This window comes from Caulobacter soli, from assembly GCF_011045195.1.
Taxonomy (GTDB): Bacteria; Pseudomonadota; Alphaproteobacteria; order Caulobacterales; family Caulobacteraceae; genus Caulobacter; species Caulobacter soli.
In genome coordinates this window covers 3,312,810-3,329,919 of the sequence record NZ_CP049199.1, presented here as the reverse complement: position 1 = coordinate 3,329,919, position 17,110 = coordinate 3,312,810, and the positions used below count along the sequence as shown (strand labels likewise).

At 66.6% G+C, this 17,110-nt stretch carries 2 protein-coding genes; both read left to right on the top strand.

Going from position 1 to position 17,110, the window contains the following annotated elements; all coding sequences use genetic code 11:
- Positions 1-90 precede the first annotated feature (90 nt).
- Complete coding sequence (locus tag G3M62_RS26770; RefSeq protein WP_281360060.1) at positions 91-16,509, top strand: calcium-binding protein; 16,419 nt, start codon at positions 91-93, stop codon at positions 16,507-16,509.
- The gene (locus G3M62_RS15565; RefSeq protein ID WP_165188507.1) at positions 16,509-17,063 is read left to right on the top strand and encodes a toxin-activating lysine-acyltransferase; all 555 of its coding nucleotides are present in this window, start codon (positions 16,509-16,511) and stop codon (positions 17,061-17,063) included. The genes G3M62_RS26770 and G3M62_RS15565 overlap by 1 nt, the downstream gene beginning before the upstream one ends.
- Positions 17,064-17,110: the final 47 nt, after the last annotated feature.

Below are 17,110 nucleotides of genomic sequence, written 5' to 3'. Positions count from 1 at the left end.
CAGAAGCCGGCGGGCGCTACGGACGCCCTCATGGCGGAGTTGCAGGGGGGGCGAGCGCTTCAGGAAGTCATCGACTTCCAGCGAATAGCGTTGACGTATCGTCCCGATCTGACGGGCCTGACCGCCGATCAACTGACCCAGGTGATGAAGACGGCCCGGTTCGTCAACGACACCGATCCTTATATCGCCAAACTGGTCGCCGCCACTGGTCTATCGAAGGAGGCCATCTATCTGGCGTCAATCGACAATACGCTCGGAGAATTGTCGTCCAACGAGCAGGACGCGATCCGAAATATGGCGAAGTGGCTCAACGGCTCGAACGCCGGTGAGTACGGCCTGTCGGATCTCACCCAGGTGACGCGTGACGGCAAATCTTTCCTGAGCGCGGCGTCCTTGGGTCGGGTCAAGCTCAAGAACCTGAAGAATGCTCAGGCGCTGCTCCACGGTATGAACAAGATCGCCTACTTCGCCGATCCCGTCGGCAGTAGCATGGAAAAGATGATCGAGGTCGGCGCGGGGCGCACCTTTGGACTCTCGGCGGAAGCCGCTGGCGGCTTCGCGACGCTGGCTGTGGTCGCGATCGAGTTGGGCATCACCTCGCGCGCCATGGCGCACGGCCGTGTCTATTGGCGCGATCACCCGGGCTACGACGACGACACCTTCGATCCCAAGGCCGACGCCTGGGACGAGCTGACGGGTCAGCTGCCCCACGTGAAGATCATCGCCAACGGCAAGGTCCTGGAGCTGGACCCCGGCGACCTGCCCTACGATCCCGAGCTCTGGCGGGCGGCCGGCATCACGGATGTCATGGTCATGTCGGCGAAAGCCGAGCCGATCGCCGTGAAGGGCGCGCGCAAGGGTGAAAACCTGGTCCGAGACGCTGCGGGCGCGGTCTACGCCAAGGGACAGACCGGTTACGGATACGCCTTCGCCGTCGGCGAGGACGGAACGTTCAAGACCGAGAACGGCAAGCTGGTCCCGCACGCCCGGCTGCGGGTCGAGGGCGATACGGTCTACTACACCGTCCTGGACGGCCAGGCGAAAGGCATGACGGCCGCCTTCAAGGCCGATCAGGTTCCCGAGAGCCTGAAGGCGACGATTGACTCCATCCTCTATGGCAAGACCACCACCGAGAATTCGGCTGATATCATCCGGACGCTGGCGCTGGACGAGTACGTCTATAGCCACATCGACGCCGCCGGCTCGGCCGCCAAGCAGTTCAGCCCGATCGTCAGCATCCTGCTGAACGTGCGCGATCCGTTCGCCCAGGTGGCGCTCTCGGCCGTCGCCGACACGGTCTTCGAGAACCTGGGCGAGATCATCGCCGCCGGCGGCGTAGCCAAGACCCTGCCTTCGGGCGCGGTGTTCAAGGTCCTGGAGGACTCCCTGCACGAGCTGGGCGCCAACACGATCGACAGCGGCGTTGGCTTTGTGTCGTCCTACATCGCGGCCGAGCTCATCGATGCCCTGGGCCTGGAGGGCACGGTCGTGGGCGACCTGTCCTCATCCCTAGGTTCCCAGGCGATCGGTCAGATGATCCACAACCTGCCAGGCTTCCTGGCGGGCAACGGGTCGCTGACGAGCGGCCTGTCAAATATCAATCCAGCCCTGATCCTGTCGACCTATATCGGCGGTGAAGTGGCCGACAAGATCTGGTCGCCCGGCAGCAAATACGGCCAGATCGGATCGTCGATCGGTTCGGTCATCGGGGCGATCGAGGCGGGCAAGATCATCCTGGCGCTGGGACCCACGAACCCCGTCGCCTATGTCGTCGCCGCCCTGGCGATGCTGGAGAGCAAGCTGAAGTTCGGCTTCATCGGGTCGATGTTCGGCGCCTCGAAATCCTATGCCAGCGTGACCTGGAGCGAGGGCGAGGGCGACTTCATCGTCTCTGGCGTCAGCGCCAAGCGCGGCGGCGAAAAGACAGCGGCCCGGCAACTGGCCGAGACCGTCGCGGACGCCTTCAACACCGTCATCGAAACGACCGGCTCCAAGCTGCTCGATCCGCAAGGCGTTCTGGGCGGCCAGTACGGCATGCGCAACAAGGACCTGGTCTACTGGTCGGCCTCGCCCATGGTGAAGAGCCGCACGGCTGACGACATCATCCAGCATGGGGTCTATGTCGGCCTGAGCGACATGCTGCCACGCCTGGCAGGCGGAAACACCTACGCCAAGCGCGCCCTGGCGACGAACCTGGCGGCCAGTGGCGGCGACGGCAACCCCAACGCGCCGCTGGCGGACGGGAAGTTCGACTATCAGGCGGTGCTGGGCGATGTCATGGTCGCGCAGGACTACCTGTCGTACATCAGCGATCCGACCCTGGTGAATGCGGCGATCCTGGCCGATCCCAACAGCGCCTTCGCCAGCAGCTGGCTCCTGACCCTGGCCAGGGCCGATGAACTGGGCCTGGGCAAGCGCAGCTACACCGACTGGGTCGGCGGCTGGCAGGTGTTCCTGGACGAAGCGATCGACTTGACGATCGACGGCAGAAGCTACCTTGCCTCGACCATGTTCGCCCAGCTCAACGAAGAGGGTGACCGCGAATTCGTCGTTTATGACGAGAACTATGAGGTCGTCGGCTACATTGGCGACACGATCGCCCTGGAGAGCAAATCGTTCATCGGAGGATCCGGCGGCGCGGACGAGATTACGATCGTCGGTGACGTGCTCCAATCGTCCTCGACCTCGATCAGTCTTAACGGCCAGACCTATACGGGAGGCGGCGCCAGACTTCCGATCGCGGCCCTGGTCACGGCGGGAGACGGTGACGATCTGATCGTCGGTGGCGACCTAGGCAACGACCTGCTGGGCGAAGCCGGAAACGACAAGCTGGTCGGCGGCAAGCTCGACGACTGGCTGATTGGCGGCGACGGCGACGACCTGCTGTTCGCGGGCGACGTGGTGCAGGCGGGCGTGGTCACGCGCGCCGCGCTGAGCGGCGCGGCCGGCGGGATCTATGTCGACGCGGCGGCCGCGGTCGCGGCGGCCGGCGGCGACGGCAACCTGCTGGACGGCGGCGCGGGCGTCGATCGCCTCTATGGCGGGCGCGGCTCCGACTGGCTGAAGGGCGGCGGCGGGGCCGACCAACTCTATGGCGGCGCCGGCGCGGACATTCTGCAGGGCGACGCGGGCGATGACCGAGGCGCGAACGGCGAAGCCGCGATCTTCGGCGGCGCCGGTTCGGACCAGTACGTGTTCGGCTATGCCGATGGCCACGACGTGATCCTCGATGAAGGCGGCGGCGCCTATAGCGGTTCGGGCGACAGCCTTTCCCAGCGCATCGCCCAGATCAGCGCCGGGCAATTGGCGCGCAACTGGGCGGGCGGCGGCGACTACGAGGTCGACGGTTCGGTCAAGGGCGGTGACGACGCGGTGGTCTTCGGACTGGGCGTCACGATGGAGAACGTGATCCTGCGGCGGTCGGGAACGGCCGGGGCTCCGGGACAAGACCTGATCATCCAGCTGACGATCGAAGACACCAGCGTCACCCTGGCGAACGGGAGCCATCCGCAGGTGGCCACCGGCGACGAGCTGGTGATCAAGGACTGGTTCGAGAGCTCCCGCCGTGTCGAGTGGCTGCGGTTCGCCAACGGCGACGAGCTGCGTATCGGCGACATGACGTCCTTCATCGTCGGCACCGGCGGGGCCGACGTCATCATCGGCACGCTGGGCGCTGATTTCCTCTATGGCGGCGACGGCGACGACGAGTTGCGCGGCCTGGCCGGGAACGACTTCGGTTCGGGCGGGCTGGGCGATGACCTGGTGGCCGGCGACGAGGACCAGGACTGGGTCACCGGCGGCGCGGGCAACGATCAGGTGTTGGGCGGGGCGGGGAACGACACCGTCTTTGGCGACGACGGCGACGATTTCGCCTATGGCGGCGCAGGGTCGGATCTGGTGGTCGGCGGCAAGGGGGCCGACCAGGTCGTCGGCGGCGCGGGCGACGACATCTTCCGCTACAGCCGTGGCGACGGTCGCGACATCCTGATGGATGACCTCGTCAACAATTGGGATCTGATCTATTCGGGCACGGACTACACCAACGGCTATGTGCTTGGCGACGACGGCAGGGTCCGCAAGGACGGCGTCGTCTATTTCGACGGCTCCCACTGGCTGGGCGGCGGCTACGACTGGAGCGACCAGACCCAGACCCTGCGGCGACACCTCGGCGCGGTGAACGGCGTCATCTCCGCCAACAACGGGATCGACACCCTGGAATTCGGCGTCGGCGTCGACATTCAGGACCTGGTATTCCGTCGTAACGGCGGCGACCTGCAGATCGCGATCACCAAGGACGGCGATCTGAGCGCCTTCGACGCCGTCGCCGATCAGATCACGATCAAGGACTGGTTCTCCGTCGGCAAGTCGATCGAGAACTTCGTCTTCGCGGCCACCGGCCGCCATTCGACCGTGGCCTTGACGCTCACGGGCGGCGGCGACGGCGACGACACCTTGCTCGGTGGAACCGGCGACGATTGGATCACGGGCGGCGCCGGCGACGATGTGGTGGCCGGCGGGGCCGGATCCGACATCCTGGCGGGCGACTCCGGAACCGACACGCTGCGCGGCGACACGGGCGCGGACATCCTCTACGGCGGCTCGGGCGATGACACCCTGGCCGGCGGGGCGGGCGCCGACTTGCTGTTCGGCGGCGACGGCGCCGACCTGGCCAGCTACGCCGGCGGGCAGCCCGTGCGCGCCTATCTGGGGGCCAGCTTCGCCAATACTGGCGATGCGGTGGGCGACGTCTACAACAGCGTCGAAGGGTTGGGGGGATCGTCGGGAGACGACGTGCTCGGCGGCGACGACCAGGACAATGTTCTGGCCGGGGGCCTGGGTTCGGACAGCCTCTTCGGCGGCGGCGGCGACGACACCTACGTCTTCGACGGCGGCGCCGACGTGGTCGGGGACGGGCTCTACGCCGTCCAGGAAATCCTCAAGGCCGACGGTTCGCTCAATAACGCCGAGTTCGCCGTCACCTGGACCGACCTTGGCCAGGGCGTGGTGGTCGGCGCGAACTGGTATCGCTATCGCCTGACGGTGACGCGCAGGAGCGACGGCGCGGTCGTCTACCAAAGCCGCGACAATGTCGACTTCCTCTACGGCGCCCCTCACGACGTGCCCGCCGGCGGCGAATGGCCGGCGAGCGAAGGGCAGTGGAAGCTGGGCGCGGTCCGTTCCGGCAACGGTCTGCAGACCATCTGGCAGACCAGCCGGGCTGGCGCGGGCGGCCTCGACAGCCTTGAGATGACGGGCGTCAGCCTTTCCGATCTCAGCTTCAGTCAGTCGGGCGCGGATCTGCAGATCACCGTGGCTGGCGGCGGCGGCGTTACCCTGAAGGATCAATCCAGCACGGATCGCCGCATCGAGAATCTGGTGCTGGACGACGGCTTGACCGTCGACTTGACCACGCTGCGGCTGACGGGTCAGGCCGCGACGGCGGGCGCGGACTTCCTGGTCGGCGCCGGCGGCGCCGATACGCTGGCGGGCGGGGCCGGCGACGATGTGCTGTCCGGCGCGGGCGGGGCCGACACGCTCCAGGGCGGCGATGGTGACGACGTGCTGGAGGGCGGCGCGGGCGCCGACACCCTTGACGGCGGCGTCGATAGCGTCAGTTCGAACACGCCGCTGGATCCCAACGACCAGACCAAGTCACGTGGCGATACGATCCGCTACGTGCGGTCCGGCGCGGGCGTGACCATCGACCTGGCCGCCCGAACGGCGGCCGGAGGCGACGCGCAAGGCGACGTCATCGTCGCGGCCGCCGGCGTGAGCACGATCGAGAACGTGACCGGTTCCGACGGGTTCGCCGACAGCCTGAACGGCGACGCGCGGGCCAATCGACTGTCGGGCCTCGGCGGCGACGACGTGATCGACGGACGGGCGGGCAACGATGTCCTGCTTGGCGGCGCGGGCGCCGACCGTCTCTATGGCGGCGACGGCGCAGACGCCTTGGCCGGCGAAGACGGCGACGACCGTCTCGAGGGGGGCGCTGGGGACGACGTTCTCAGCGGCGGCGCGGGCCGCGACGTCCTGTTCGGCGGCGACGGCGCCGACGGTCTGTCGGGCGACGCGGGCGACGATGAGCTGCATGGCGACGCCGGTGACGACACCCTCGGCGGTCTCGAGGGCGCCGACCTGCTCTATGGCGAAGCGGGCGATGACGTCCTGGCGGGCGGGACCGGCGATGATCAGCTGTTTGGCGGCGACGGGAACGATCAACTGAGCGGGGATGCGGGCGCGGACCTGCTGTACGGCGGGGCCGGCGCCGACGCCTATATGTTCGACGCCAATTCGGGCGCGGACCGGATCGTCGACAACCAAGGTCCCAATCGCATCGCGATCGCCAATGTCGCCCAAGATCAGGTGTGGCTGCGGCGGACCGGCGATGATCTGGTCGTCAGCGTCATTGGCGGGAACACCGCGGTGACCCTGCAGGGCTTCTATGCGGCGGGCGGGACGAGCGTGCGCCATCTGGCCTTGGCCGGTTCGGTGCTCTTCCTGGACGCGGCTTCGCCATTGATCATGGCCATGACCGCGGCTTCGGCGGGGGCGACCCCCAGCGCGATGCCCGAGGCGATCGCCAAGCTGCTGTCCACCTACTGGCATGCTGGAGCCACCGCCGCGCCGGTCGTGTCGGATCTGCAGCTGAGCCTGGCCGAAGACACCCCGTTGAACGGTCAGATCGTCGCGCGCGACGACGACGGCGACATCATCGGCTACAGCGTCGCCGCCCAACCCCTGAAGGGACGTCTCACCCTCGACGCGCAGACGGGCGCCTGGACCTATACGCCCGATCTGGACTTCAACGGCCCGGACCACTTTGAACTGCGAGTCACCGACGCGGCGGGCAATACGGCCATCCAGGTCGTCAGTCTCAAGGTCGGGGCGGTCAATGACGCCCCTTCCGATCCGGTCGCCGATCGCGTCCTGGAACTGGACGAGGGGACGGCCATCGGGACGGTGGTGGGCAAGTTCACAGCCACCGACGCCGAGGGCGACGCCCTGACCTATTCGCTGGCCGACAACGCCGGCGATCGTTTCAAGATCTCGGCCGACGGCGTGCTCAGCGTCTTCAACAGCCAGACCCTGGACTTCGAGACCAGCCAGAACGGCGTCTACACCGTTCGGGTGCGGGTGTCCGACGGGACCGCCACGACCGAGAAGAGCTTCGACATCGCCGTTCGCGACGTCAACGAGACGCCGTACGTGCCCGAAGCCAGCACGCCGCGGCCGGCGATCATCGGCGAGGGCGACGTCGGCGGAAAGGTGGCGCTGACCTACACCCTGACCGATCCGGATCGCGCCAACGCGCCCCTGAGCCTGGAAATCGTCTCCCAGCCCAGCGACTGGCTGGAGATCGTCGGCGGTGAGCTGCGCTTCAAGGCGGGCAAACAGATCGACATCGAAAGCCTGGCGGCCGCCGGCTGGACCTTGAGCGACATCGACCACGATGGAGCCAAGGAGGTGGCGTACACCGTCACGTTGCGCACGAACGACGGCAGCCTGGCCTCGCCGACCGTCCAGGAGACGATCTATGTCGAGGACGTCAACGAGGCGCCGACGAACCTTGCTCTGACCGGGGCGACCTCGATCATCGAGCGGGATCATCCGGTCTCGACCGAGGCGTTGGATCCGATCGTCATCGGAAACCTCAGCGCGAGCGACGCCGACACCCTGTCAGGCGGCAACTTCGGCGCGCTGCAGTTCACGCTCGAAGATCCGGCCAACTCGCCTTTCGAGATCGTCAACAATCTGACCCTGCGGCTGAAGGCCGGGGCGCGTCTGGATTTCGAGACCACGCCGACCGTTTCGGTGAAGGTCATAGCCACCGACCGCGCCGGCGCGGCCGACGGCCTGTCGGTGTCGCGCGTCTTCACCTTCAACGTGGTGGATCGCGACGACTACCTCTATGGCGGCGTCAACGCCGACACCCTGAACGGCGCCGCGGGCCGCGACATCATCGATGGCGGCAGCGGGAACGACGTCGTCGACGGGAAGGCCGGCGCGGACTGGCTGAAGGGCGCGGCAGGCGACGACAGCCTGGTCGGCGGCGATGGCGACGACACCCTGGACGGTGACGTCGGGGACGACCTGCTGGACGGTGGGGCGGGCGTGGACACCCTGAACGGCGGCGACGGCAAGGACCGGCTCTATGGCCAGGACGGCGCCGACATCCTGAGCGGCGGGGCCAACGACGACAGGCTCGAGGGCGGCCTGGGCGCCGACCTGCTGCAGGGCGATGCCGGCAACGACGAGCTGCGCGGGCAGGGCGACAACGACCGCCTCGTCGGAGGCGACGGCGACGACCTCCTGATCGGCGGCGTCGGCGCGGACAGCTTCAACGGCGGCCTCGGGCGCGACACGGTCAGCTACGCCGAAGCCGGCGCGGCGGTGACAGTCAACTTGGTCACAGGCGGGACGGTCGGCGAAGCCGCCGGCGACGTCTTCGAGGACGGCATCGAGGTGCTGGTCGGCTCGGCCTACAACGACACCCTGACCGGCGGCGACGGCGGCGTGGAGCTCTGGGGCGGCGCGGGCAACGACACCCTGACCGGCGGCGCGGGCTCGGACACGCTGTATGGCGGTGACGGCGACGACATCCTCCAGGCCCTGGGCGGCCCCGACAAGCTTTATGGCGGAGCGGGCAACGACATCCTCAAGGGCGGGGAAGGCAGCGACACCTTCTACATCGACTCCAATTCCGGCTCCGACACCATCTGGAACTTCGACCCCAACGGCGAGGATATCGACGTCGTCGGCTACGACAACATCGACCAGAACATTCTGTGGTTCAGCAAAAGCGGTAACGATCTGGTCGTTTCGGTGGTCGGAACCAGCGTCGTCACGACGGTCAAGGATTGGTACCTCGCCACCACCACCAACGAGCGGGCCAACTACAAGATCGATTTCTTCCTGCTGGGCGAACACTACACGCCCACGGTCAACGCCGAGGCCCTTGTCACGCTGATGGCGGGTTACACCAAGCCCGCGACAGTGGCGGCTTACCAGACGCTGCATGCCAACTCGACGTTCGAAAACGCCTGGAAGAGCTATTGGGGCGTCAACAGAAAGCCGGTCATCAGCACCAGCGCCACGGCCGAGGTGGCCATCGCCGGCCAGACGATCAACGAGGACGGCTCGATCACTGTGTCGTTCTACGTCCGCGACGACGTCGTCAGCTACGACAACCTCCTGGTCAGCGCCCAGGTGGTGCAGGCCTCGGACACGTCCAAGCTGGACGACACGCTGGTCTACCAGCCTACGGTCAGTGGCCCTAACGCCAGCGGCCTGCGGACCATGACCCTGTCGCCACGGCCCAACGCCAACGGTGCGGCCACGATCAAGATCCTGGCCTCGGACGGTACGCTGATCTCCGAGCAGCTGTTCACCCTGACCGTGACGGCGGTCGCCGATCAGCCGATCATTTCGCGCCTGCAGGCGACCGGGAACACCTTCGAGGGCGGTGCGGGCATTCCGCTGGACATCCAGGTGAGCCCGCAGGGGACGACCGAGGTCGTCACCGTGACGATCTCCAATCTTGTCGGCCTTACGTTGAACAAGGGAACCGACAAGGGCAATGGCGTGTGGGAGCTGACGCTCGCCGACCTTGCCGGCTTGAGGCTGTTTGGCCCGACGACCCAGTCGGCCGACCTGACCGGGTCCAAGGCCCTGACCATCACCGCCACGGCCAAGGAGGCCAACGGCAACACCGCTAGCGCCAGCCAGCAGCTCGCCATCGTCATCAACGCCAAGCCCACGGCGATCAACAATCCGGGCGCGCTGCGGGTGGATGAATCGATTTCGACGGGCGTGGTCGAGCAGGGACGTCTCATCGGCGCGTTCACCGGCGTGGACCCCGACGGCGACACCCTGTCCTTCTCGCTGGACACCTACGCCGACATCTTCCAGTTCGTCGGCAACCAGCTGAAAGTCAGGGACGGCGCGAGCCTCAACTTCGAAACCAAGTCCTTCTACGACATCATCGTGCGCGCTTCCGATCCGAGCGGAGCGTCGATCACTTCGACCTTCACGGTCCAGCTCAACAATTTGGCGGAAGCACCGACCCGGCCCACTTTGTCAGGCGGTTCCGTGAAGCTCCTGGAAGGTCCGACGAGCGGCCAGACCGTGGCGACACTGTCCGGATCGGTCGATCCGGATGGGACGCTCTTCCCCAGCGGCTCGACCGTCACCTACGAAGTGGTCGGCGACAACCTGGGCTGGTTCCAGGTCGTCGGCGGTCAAATCCAGCTCAAGCCGAACCTGCAGCTGGACTTCGAGACGCTCCGGGATCAGATCGGCGGCAATCCGAACCTGACCCTGACCGATTTCGACGGTAACGGCGTTCAGGAAGTCACCTATACCGTCCGAGGCGCGGCGCGGGGCGTCGACGGCCTGTTGTCGCCGGTGACCGACGCCATCATGGTGCGGATCGAAAACGTCAACGAAGCGCCCACCACGCCCACGGTCAGCCAAGTCGTGGCCGCAGTCGATGAAGGGACGCCGCTCGGCCTGGTGGCGACCTTCGCGGCCACCGATCCGGACAGGACCTTCCCGACCTTCCAACTGGTCTCAGACCCCCTGACGCTGTTCTCGCTCAATCCAAACAGCGGGCAGCTGACGTGGGCTGGCCGAGCGATCGACTTCGAAGGTTTGATCGCCCAGGCGCGAGCCGGCCAGAACGGCATGTCTGTCCAGGCCGTCGGCGGTCAGGAGCAGATCGTCTATACCGCCCAGGTTCGCAGCTGGGACGGACTGGTCGCCTCGCCGGGCACGACGAGCGTGTCCGTGGTCATCCGCAACATCAACGAAAAGCCCAACAAGCCCTACGACTCCAGCGGCGCGGTTCCGATCAATGAAAGCACCTACACGGCCGATCCGCTGCGGGGGCTGATGGCCACCGATCCCGACGGCGGTTACGCGAACGTCTATGTGACCTCCGATCCGTCAGGCTTCTTCTACGACTACAACAGCGCCGTCTATATGAGGTACGGCGTCAATATCGACTTCGAGCAACTCTACCAGATGGGGCAGAGCGCCGATCGCGTCTTCCGGGACATGAATGGCGACGGTCGCCTCGACATCGGCCTGCGGGTCGGGATCGCGGCCAGGGACGGGGGCGGGCTCTGGGGCGACCCGGGCGAGTCCTGGATGTGGGTCGGCGACGTCAACGAGGCGGCCGACTTCGACTACAGAAGGCAGGGCGACACCTTCTCGATCAGCGAGAACGCGCCTGGCGCGGGCCTGACGCCGATCGGCACGGTGGCGATCGATGATCCGGACACCCAGGCCTATTTCCGCAAGCAGCGCTTCTCGATCTCCCCCAACGACTATGTCTCCATCAACGAGGAAACCGGCGAGCTGCGCCTGCAGCGCCAGATCGATTTCGAAACCGTCGGCAGGGTGAGCGTCCAGGTCACCGTTCAGGATTGGGACAATCCGGGCCTGACCAAGAGCCGTTGGTTCACCGTCCAGGCGACGGATGAAAATGAACGCCCCGGCGGCACGATTGGGGGGCGGACGTTCTACAACAGCGCCAAAAATGGTGTGATCGAAGCCATCCATACGATGCTGTATTGGGATGACGAGCCGGGGCCGCTGACCCAGAGCCTGATCACGATCGAGGGGGCGGATCACATCTCCACGGGCGAGATCTCGCTTCAGGGCCAGGATGTGATCAACGACCGCATCAGGTTCAAATTCCCGATCGGCGCCTATAACGAGGGCAAGGTCGGCGTCGTCATCACCGACTACCACGGGGCCTCGAGCGTGGCGGTGATCGCCTATCGTCGCCGCACGGACGTCAACAACTACGACATCGGTCCGTCGTCGCCGATCATGTTCGACCTGACCGGGCAGGGGCTGAAGTTCACCAGCCTCGCCGACAGCCAGATCATGTTCGACCAGGACGGCGACGGGCAGAAGGATCTCACGGGCTGGGCCAAGGCCGGCACCGGCATGCTGGTGCTGGACCGCAACGGCGACGGGGTGATCAACAACGGCTCGGAGATCAGCTTCACCGCCGACGTGCCCAACGGCGTGTCGGACCTGGAAGGTCTGCGCGCCTACGACAGCAACAAGAACGGCTTCTTCGACAGCGCCGACGTACAGTTCTCGGCTTTCAAGATCTGGGACGACGTCAACCAGGACGGCGTGAGCCAGGCCAGCGAACTGAAGACGTTGAGCTTCTATGGCATCAGCGCGGTCAATCTGACGCTGACCCGGACCAGCGAAAACCCCGAAGGCGCGACCGACAACGTGCTCTACGGCACCAGCGAGTTCGTTCGCACGAACGGCACGAAGGGTCTCGTGGGCGACATGGTGCTGGCCTACCAGCTTCCGCCGCTCGAGATCGAGTATCTGGGTCAATACGCCTCGGTCGAGGCCTATAAAGCCGCCGATCCGTACTATCAGGTCAACACGCGCCTGAACGGCACGGCGGCGGCCGAGACCCTCACCGGCACCGTCGAGGCCGAGATCCTCGCCGGGGGCAAGGGCGCCGACCAGGTCAAAGGCGGCGGGGGCTCCGACACCTACGTCTGGAACCTGGGCGATGGCGCCGATGTGATCACCGACGACGGAACGGGCGGCGGCGACGTCGACACGCTCTACATGACCGACGTGATGAGCAGCGACGTGCTGCTCACTCAGTCGGGCCAGGACGTGATGGTCAAGGTGATCTCGACTGGCGAGACCCTGACCCTGAAGAACCAACGCGGGGGCGGCCGCGCGGGTGTCGAGCGCATGGTCTTCAAGGATCTGATCCGCGTGGACGGCGAAGTCACGGCCAACATCGCGGTTCGCGGGACCAACGCGGCCGAGACACTGCAAGGCGCCAATTCGGCGGACAACCTGATCGGCGGCCTGGGCGACGACACCCTGATCGGCGGTGGCGGCTCGGACGTCTACGCCTACAAATCGGGCGACGGGTCCGACGTCATCGACGAAGTGGCCGACAGCGCCAGCGTGCCCGGTTTCGACGTCCTCGACCTCGGCGATCTCGGCTTGGCCCAGGTCACCCTAGGCGTCTCGGGTTCGGACCTGACGATCCGGATCAACCAGACCGGCCAGACGATCCGGGTGTTGGGCCAGTTCGCCACCGACCTGGCGCTGAGCGCCGGCGACAACGCCGGACGCGGCGTCGAGCAGATCCGCTTCAACGGGGGCGCCACGCTCAATCGCGAGCAGATCTTCAAGCAGGTCATGGATGGCCAGACGGGCCAGGGCAACCAGGGCACGATCTGGGCCGACACCATCATCGGGGGCGCGGGCGCGGAGACGATCACCGGCCTGGCGGGCGACGACGTGCTCTTCGGCGGCGGCGGTAACGACGTGATCTATGGCGGCGAAGGCCACGACCAGATCGGCGGCGAGGCGGGCGACGACAAGATCTTCGGCGGCGAGGGCTACGACACCATCATCTATGAGGGCCCGGTCACCAACTACACGTTCTCGCGCAACGCCGACGGTACGGTGAAGGTGACGGCCAAGACCGGACCCGACGGCGTGGACACGCTCGACGGTGTCGAGGCCTTCTGGTTCGAGGCCGACAGCCAGTGGCGCGGCATCCAGGAAATGGCCGGCGACTACGGCACCGAGGGTGATGACGACTTCCTGCTCGGTTCAGCCAACGACGACAACCTCTACGGACTGGGCGGCGCCGACCAGCTCTTCGGCGGCGCGGGCAAGGACAAGATCTACGGCGGCGCCGGCGATGACCTGATCTACGGCGAGGCCGGAGACGACGTGATCGACGGCGGCGCGGGAGCCGACGAGATCGGCTACGCCGGCAAGCGGGTGAACTTCACGTTCAGCCGCAACGCCGACGGATCGGTGACCGTGGTCGACAGCACCGGCGCGGAAGGAACCGACCGCCTGATCGACGTGGAGTACCTGTACTTCGCGGGCGATCCGTCCGGCGCGGCGCTGACCGACGTCGTCGTGGGCTACGGCACCGCGGCGGCCGACACCATCAACGGCGCCAGCGGCAAGGACAACATCTACGGCCTGGCGGGCGACGACACTCTGCAGGGCTTTCAGGGCAACGACCTGATCGACGGCGGCGACGGCTCGGACACGGCGGTCTTCAACCTCCTGCGCGCCAATTACAGCTTCGTGCGCAACGCCGACGGCTCGGTGAAGATCACCGCGCTGAGCGGCGCCGAAGGCGTCGATACCTTGATCGGGGTGGAGACCGTCCTGTTCAAGGGCGACAATACCCGGGTCGCGGTCCAGGAACTGGTGGCGCTCAAGGGCACGGCCGGCAACGACGCCCTCTTCCAGGGCACGGCCTTCTCCGAGACCATGTACGGCCTGGGCGGCGATGACGGCATTCGCGGCCTGGGCGGCGACGATCTCATCGACGGGGGAGCCGGCTACGACACCGCCCTCTATCTGGGCGCGTCGACAAACTACACCTTCTCTCGCAACGCCGACGGCTCGATCAAGGCCACGGCTCTGGCGGGCAACGAAGGCACCGACACGCTGGTGAACATGGAAGCGGTCTACTTCGAGGCCGACGACACCTGGAAGGCGATCACCGACCTGGTGCCGCCCCCCGGCACGACCGGCACGAGCGGCAATGACGCCTTGGTCGGGACCGCCGGCGCCGACAATCTCTATGGCCTGGCCGGAGACGACACGCTGCAAGGGCTGGCCGGCAACGACCGCCTCGACGGCGGGGCTGGCGCCGATACGGCGATCCTCAGTCTCCAGCGCACCAACTACACCTACGTGCGCAACAGCGACGGCTCGGTGAAGATCACCGCCACGAGCGGGACGGACGGCGTGGACACGCTCTACGACGTCGAAACCGTCCTGTTCCAGGGCAACAACACCCGGGTCGCGGCGCTTGACCTCGTCGCTCTGAAGGGGACGGCCGGCGCCGACGCGCTGATCGAAGGCACGGCCCTCCAGGAATGGATGTACGGCCTGGGCGGCGACGACGGCATTCGCGGCTGGGGCGGCGATGACCGCATCGACGGCGGCGCCGGCTATGACACCGCGCTCTACTACGGCGCCTCGACCAACTACAGCTTCTCGCGCAACACCGACGGCACAATCCGGGCCACGGCGCTGGCGGGCACGGAAGGCAATGACACCCTGGTCAATGTCGAGGCCGTCTATTTCGAAGCCGACGACACCTGGATGGCGATCGACGATCTGGTCGGCTGGACCGTCAACGGGACGTCCGGCAACGATGACTGGGTCGCGGGCGGCGACGGCTCCGATCTGATCGACGGCCTGGCGGGCGACGACAGCCTCTACGGCGGCGCGGGCAACGACGTCATCCACGGCGGGGCCGGCTACGACACGCTGGTCTACGAGCAGGGGATGAACAACTACGTCTTCACCCAGAACGCCGACGGCACCGTGCGGGTGCGGACGCTGAGCGGAAACGAGGGCGTCGACACGGTCGATGGCGTCGAGGCGGTCTATTTCGACGGCACCGGCGAGTGGGCCACCTTGGCTTCGCGCATCAGCGGCCAGACTCCGCCCGTGGTCCTGGACCTGGATGGCGATGGGGTGGAGCTGGTGTCACGCGCGACATCCAACGTCGCTTTCGACAACCTGGGCGATGGGGTGAAGCGCGCCACCGGCTGGGTGAGCGCCGACGACGGTCTTCTGGTGCTCGACCGCAACCATGACGGGCTGATCGGCGACGGCTCGGAGATCTCGTTCAAGAGCGATGTGGCCGGGGCCGTCTCGGACCTGGAAGGCCTGGCCGCCTACGACAGCAACAAGAACGGGTTCTTCGACCGCGGCGACAAGCGTTTCGGGGAATTCCAGGTCTGGCGAGACGCCAACCAGGACGGCGTCAGTCAGGCTTCCGAACTGAAGTCCCTGAGCGACTACAAGGTGACCGCGATCGGGCTGACCCTGTCGTTGACGGGGGCCAAACCGGAGGGCGCGACCGACAACGTGGTCTACGCCACCGCGTCCTACGTGCGCGAAGACGGAACCGTTGGCGCTGTCGGCGATGTCATGCTGGCCTTTGGGCCAACCGGCGGCTCTCAAGAGGGCGACGGTTCTCCGGGTGGAGCCCAGGGCGCTGACGCCGGGGTAGGCGCGGCGGCGCCGGGCGGGGCGGTGCGCAGCGCCGACCAGGCCGCCAAGCCTCGCGCCTCCCTTCCACAGGACATGCGCGACGCCATCAAGCGCCATGCTCAGCAGATGCGAAACGCGGCGATTGGTGGCGTTGATCCTCAATCACCCACCGCGCCGACGCCTCAAGCCGTCAGCCATGATCACCTTGATTCAACACCTGGCCAGCCGTTCGCGGCCGAGCTCGGCGCGGCGTCGAAGGACGAGGTCTTCGATCCAGCCGTCATGGCCGCCGTATCCGCGCTCGATCGGAATGTCGCCTTGGCCGCTCGCATGCGGTTCCAGATGATCAATGCGATGGCGATGTTCGATCCCTCAACCAGCGCTAGTCCGTGGCTGGCGGCCCATGACAAGCCTGGCACGCCGGCGTTGCTCACCGCCTTGCCGACCATGAGGCCCTTCTGATGACGGAGATTTCCGGTTCCCCGTCCCATGGCGCGATCGCCGTCACCGAGGTGCTTGGGCAGATCGTGTGGTTGCTTGAGCAATCCCCGCTGCACCGCGAGCTGAAGATCAAGGATCTGTCGTGGTCGATCATGCCGGCCGTGACCGCCGGACAGTTCCGACTTTTCCGGTTCGGACCGACGCCGGGGTTCGACGCCATCGATCCCGCCGGGTTCGTCGCCCTTGGCCTCGACCGGGAGAGCTTGGAGCGTCTTCCGCTTGGCCTGGGGCTCTGGGCGTGGTTGACCCCGGAGGCTGAAGCCAAGTTGGAGAGCGGTACGCGCCTGGACCCCGCTGACTGGTCGGGCGGGGAGACCCTGTGGCTGCTGGAATTGATTTCGCCTTTCGCGACGCCCCAGAACAAGCTGTTGGAGTTCATGCTGCTCGATCTGATCGACGGCCCCTTTGCCGGTCGGCGTTTCAACATGCATCGCACTGACCCGGTGACAGGTCTTCGGACCAAGGTGATGCTTGGCGGCGAGCAGCCCTTCCGTCCTGACACTGGCGCGTCATAGGTCGGCGCGGCTGGCTGACGTGGCGGCCTTGGCGCGGCTGCCCACCA

Bases quoted from the DNA above. Each gene is read 5' to 3' on its own strand.
- G3M62_RS15565 (WP_165188507.1), top strand. From the start codon at position 16,509: ATGACGGAGATTTCCGGTTCCCCGTCCCATGGCGCGATCGCCGTCACC.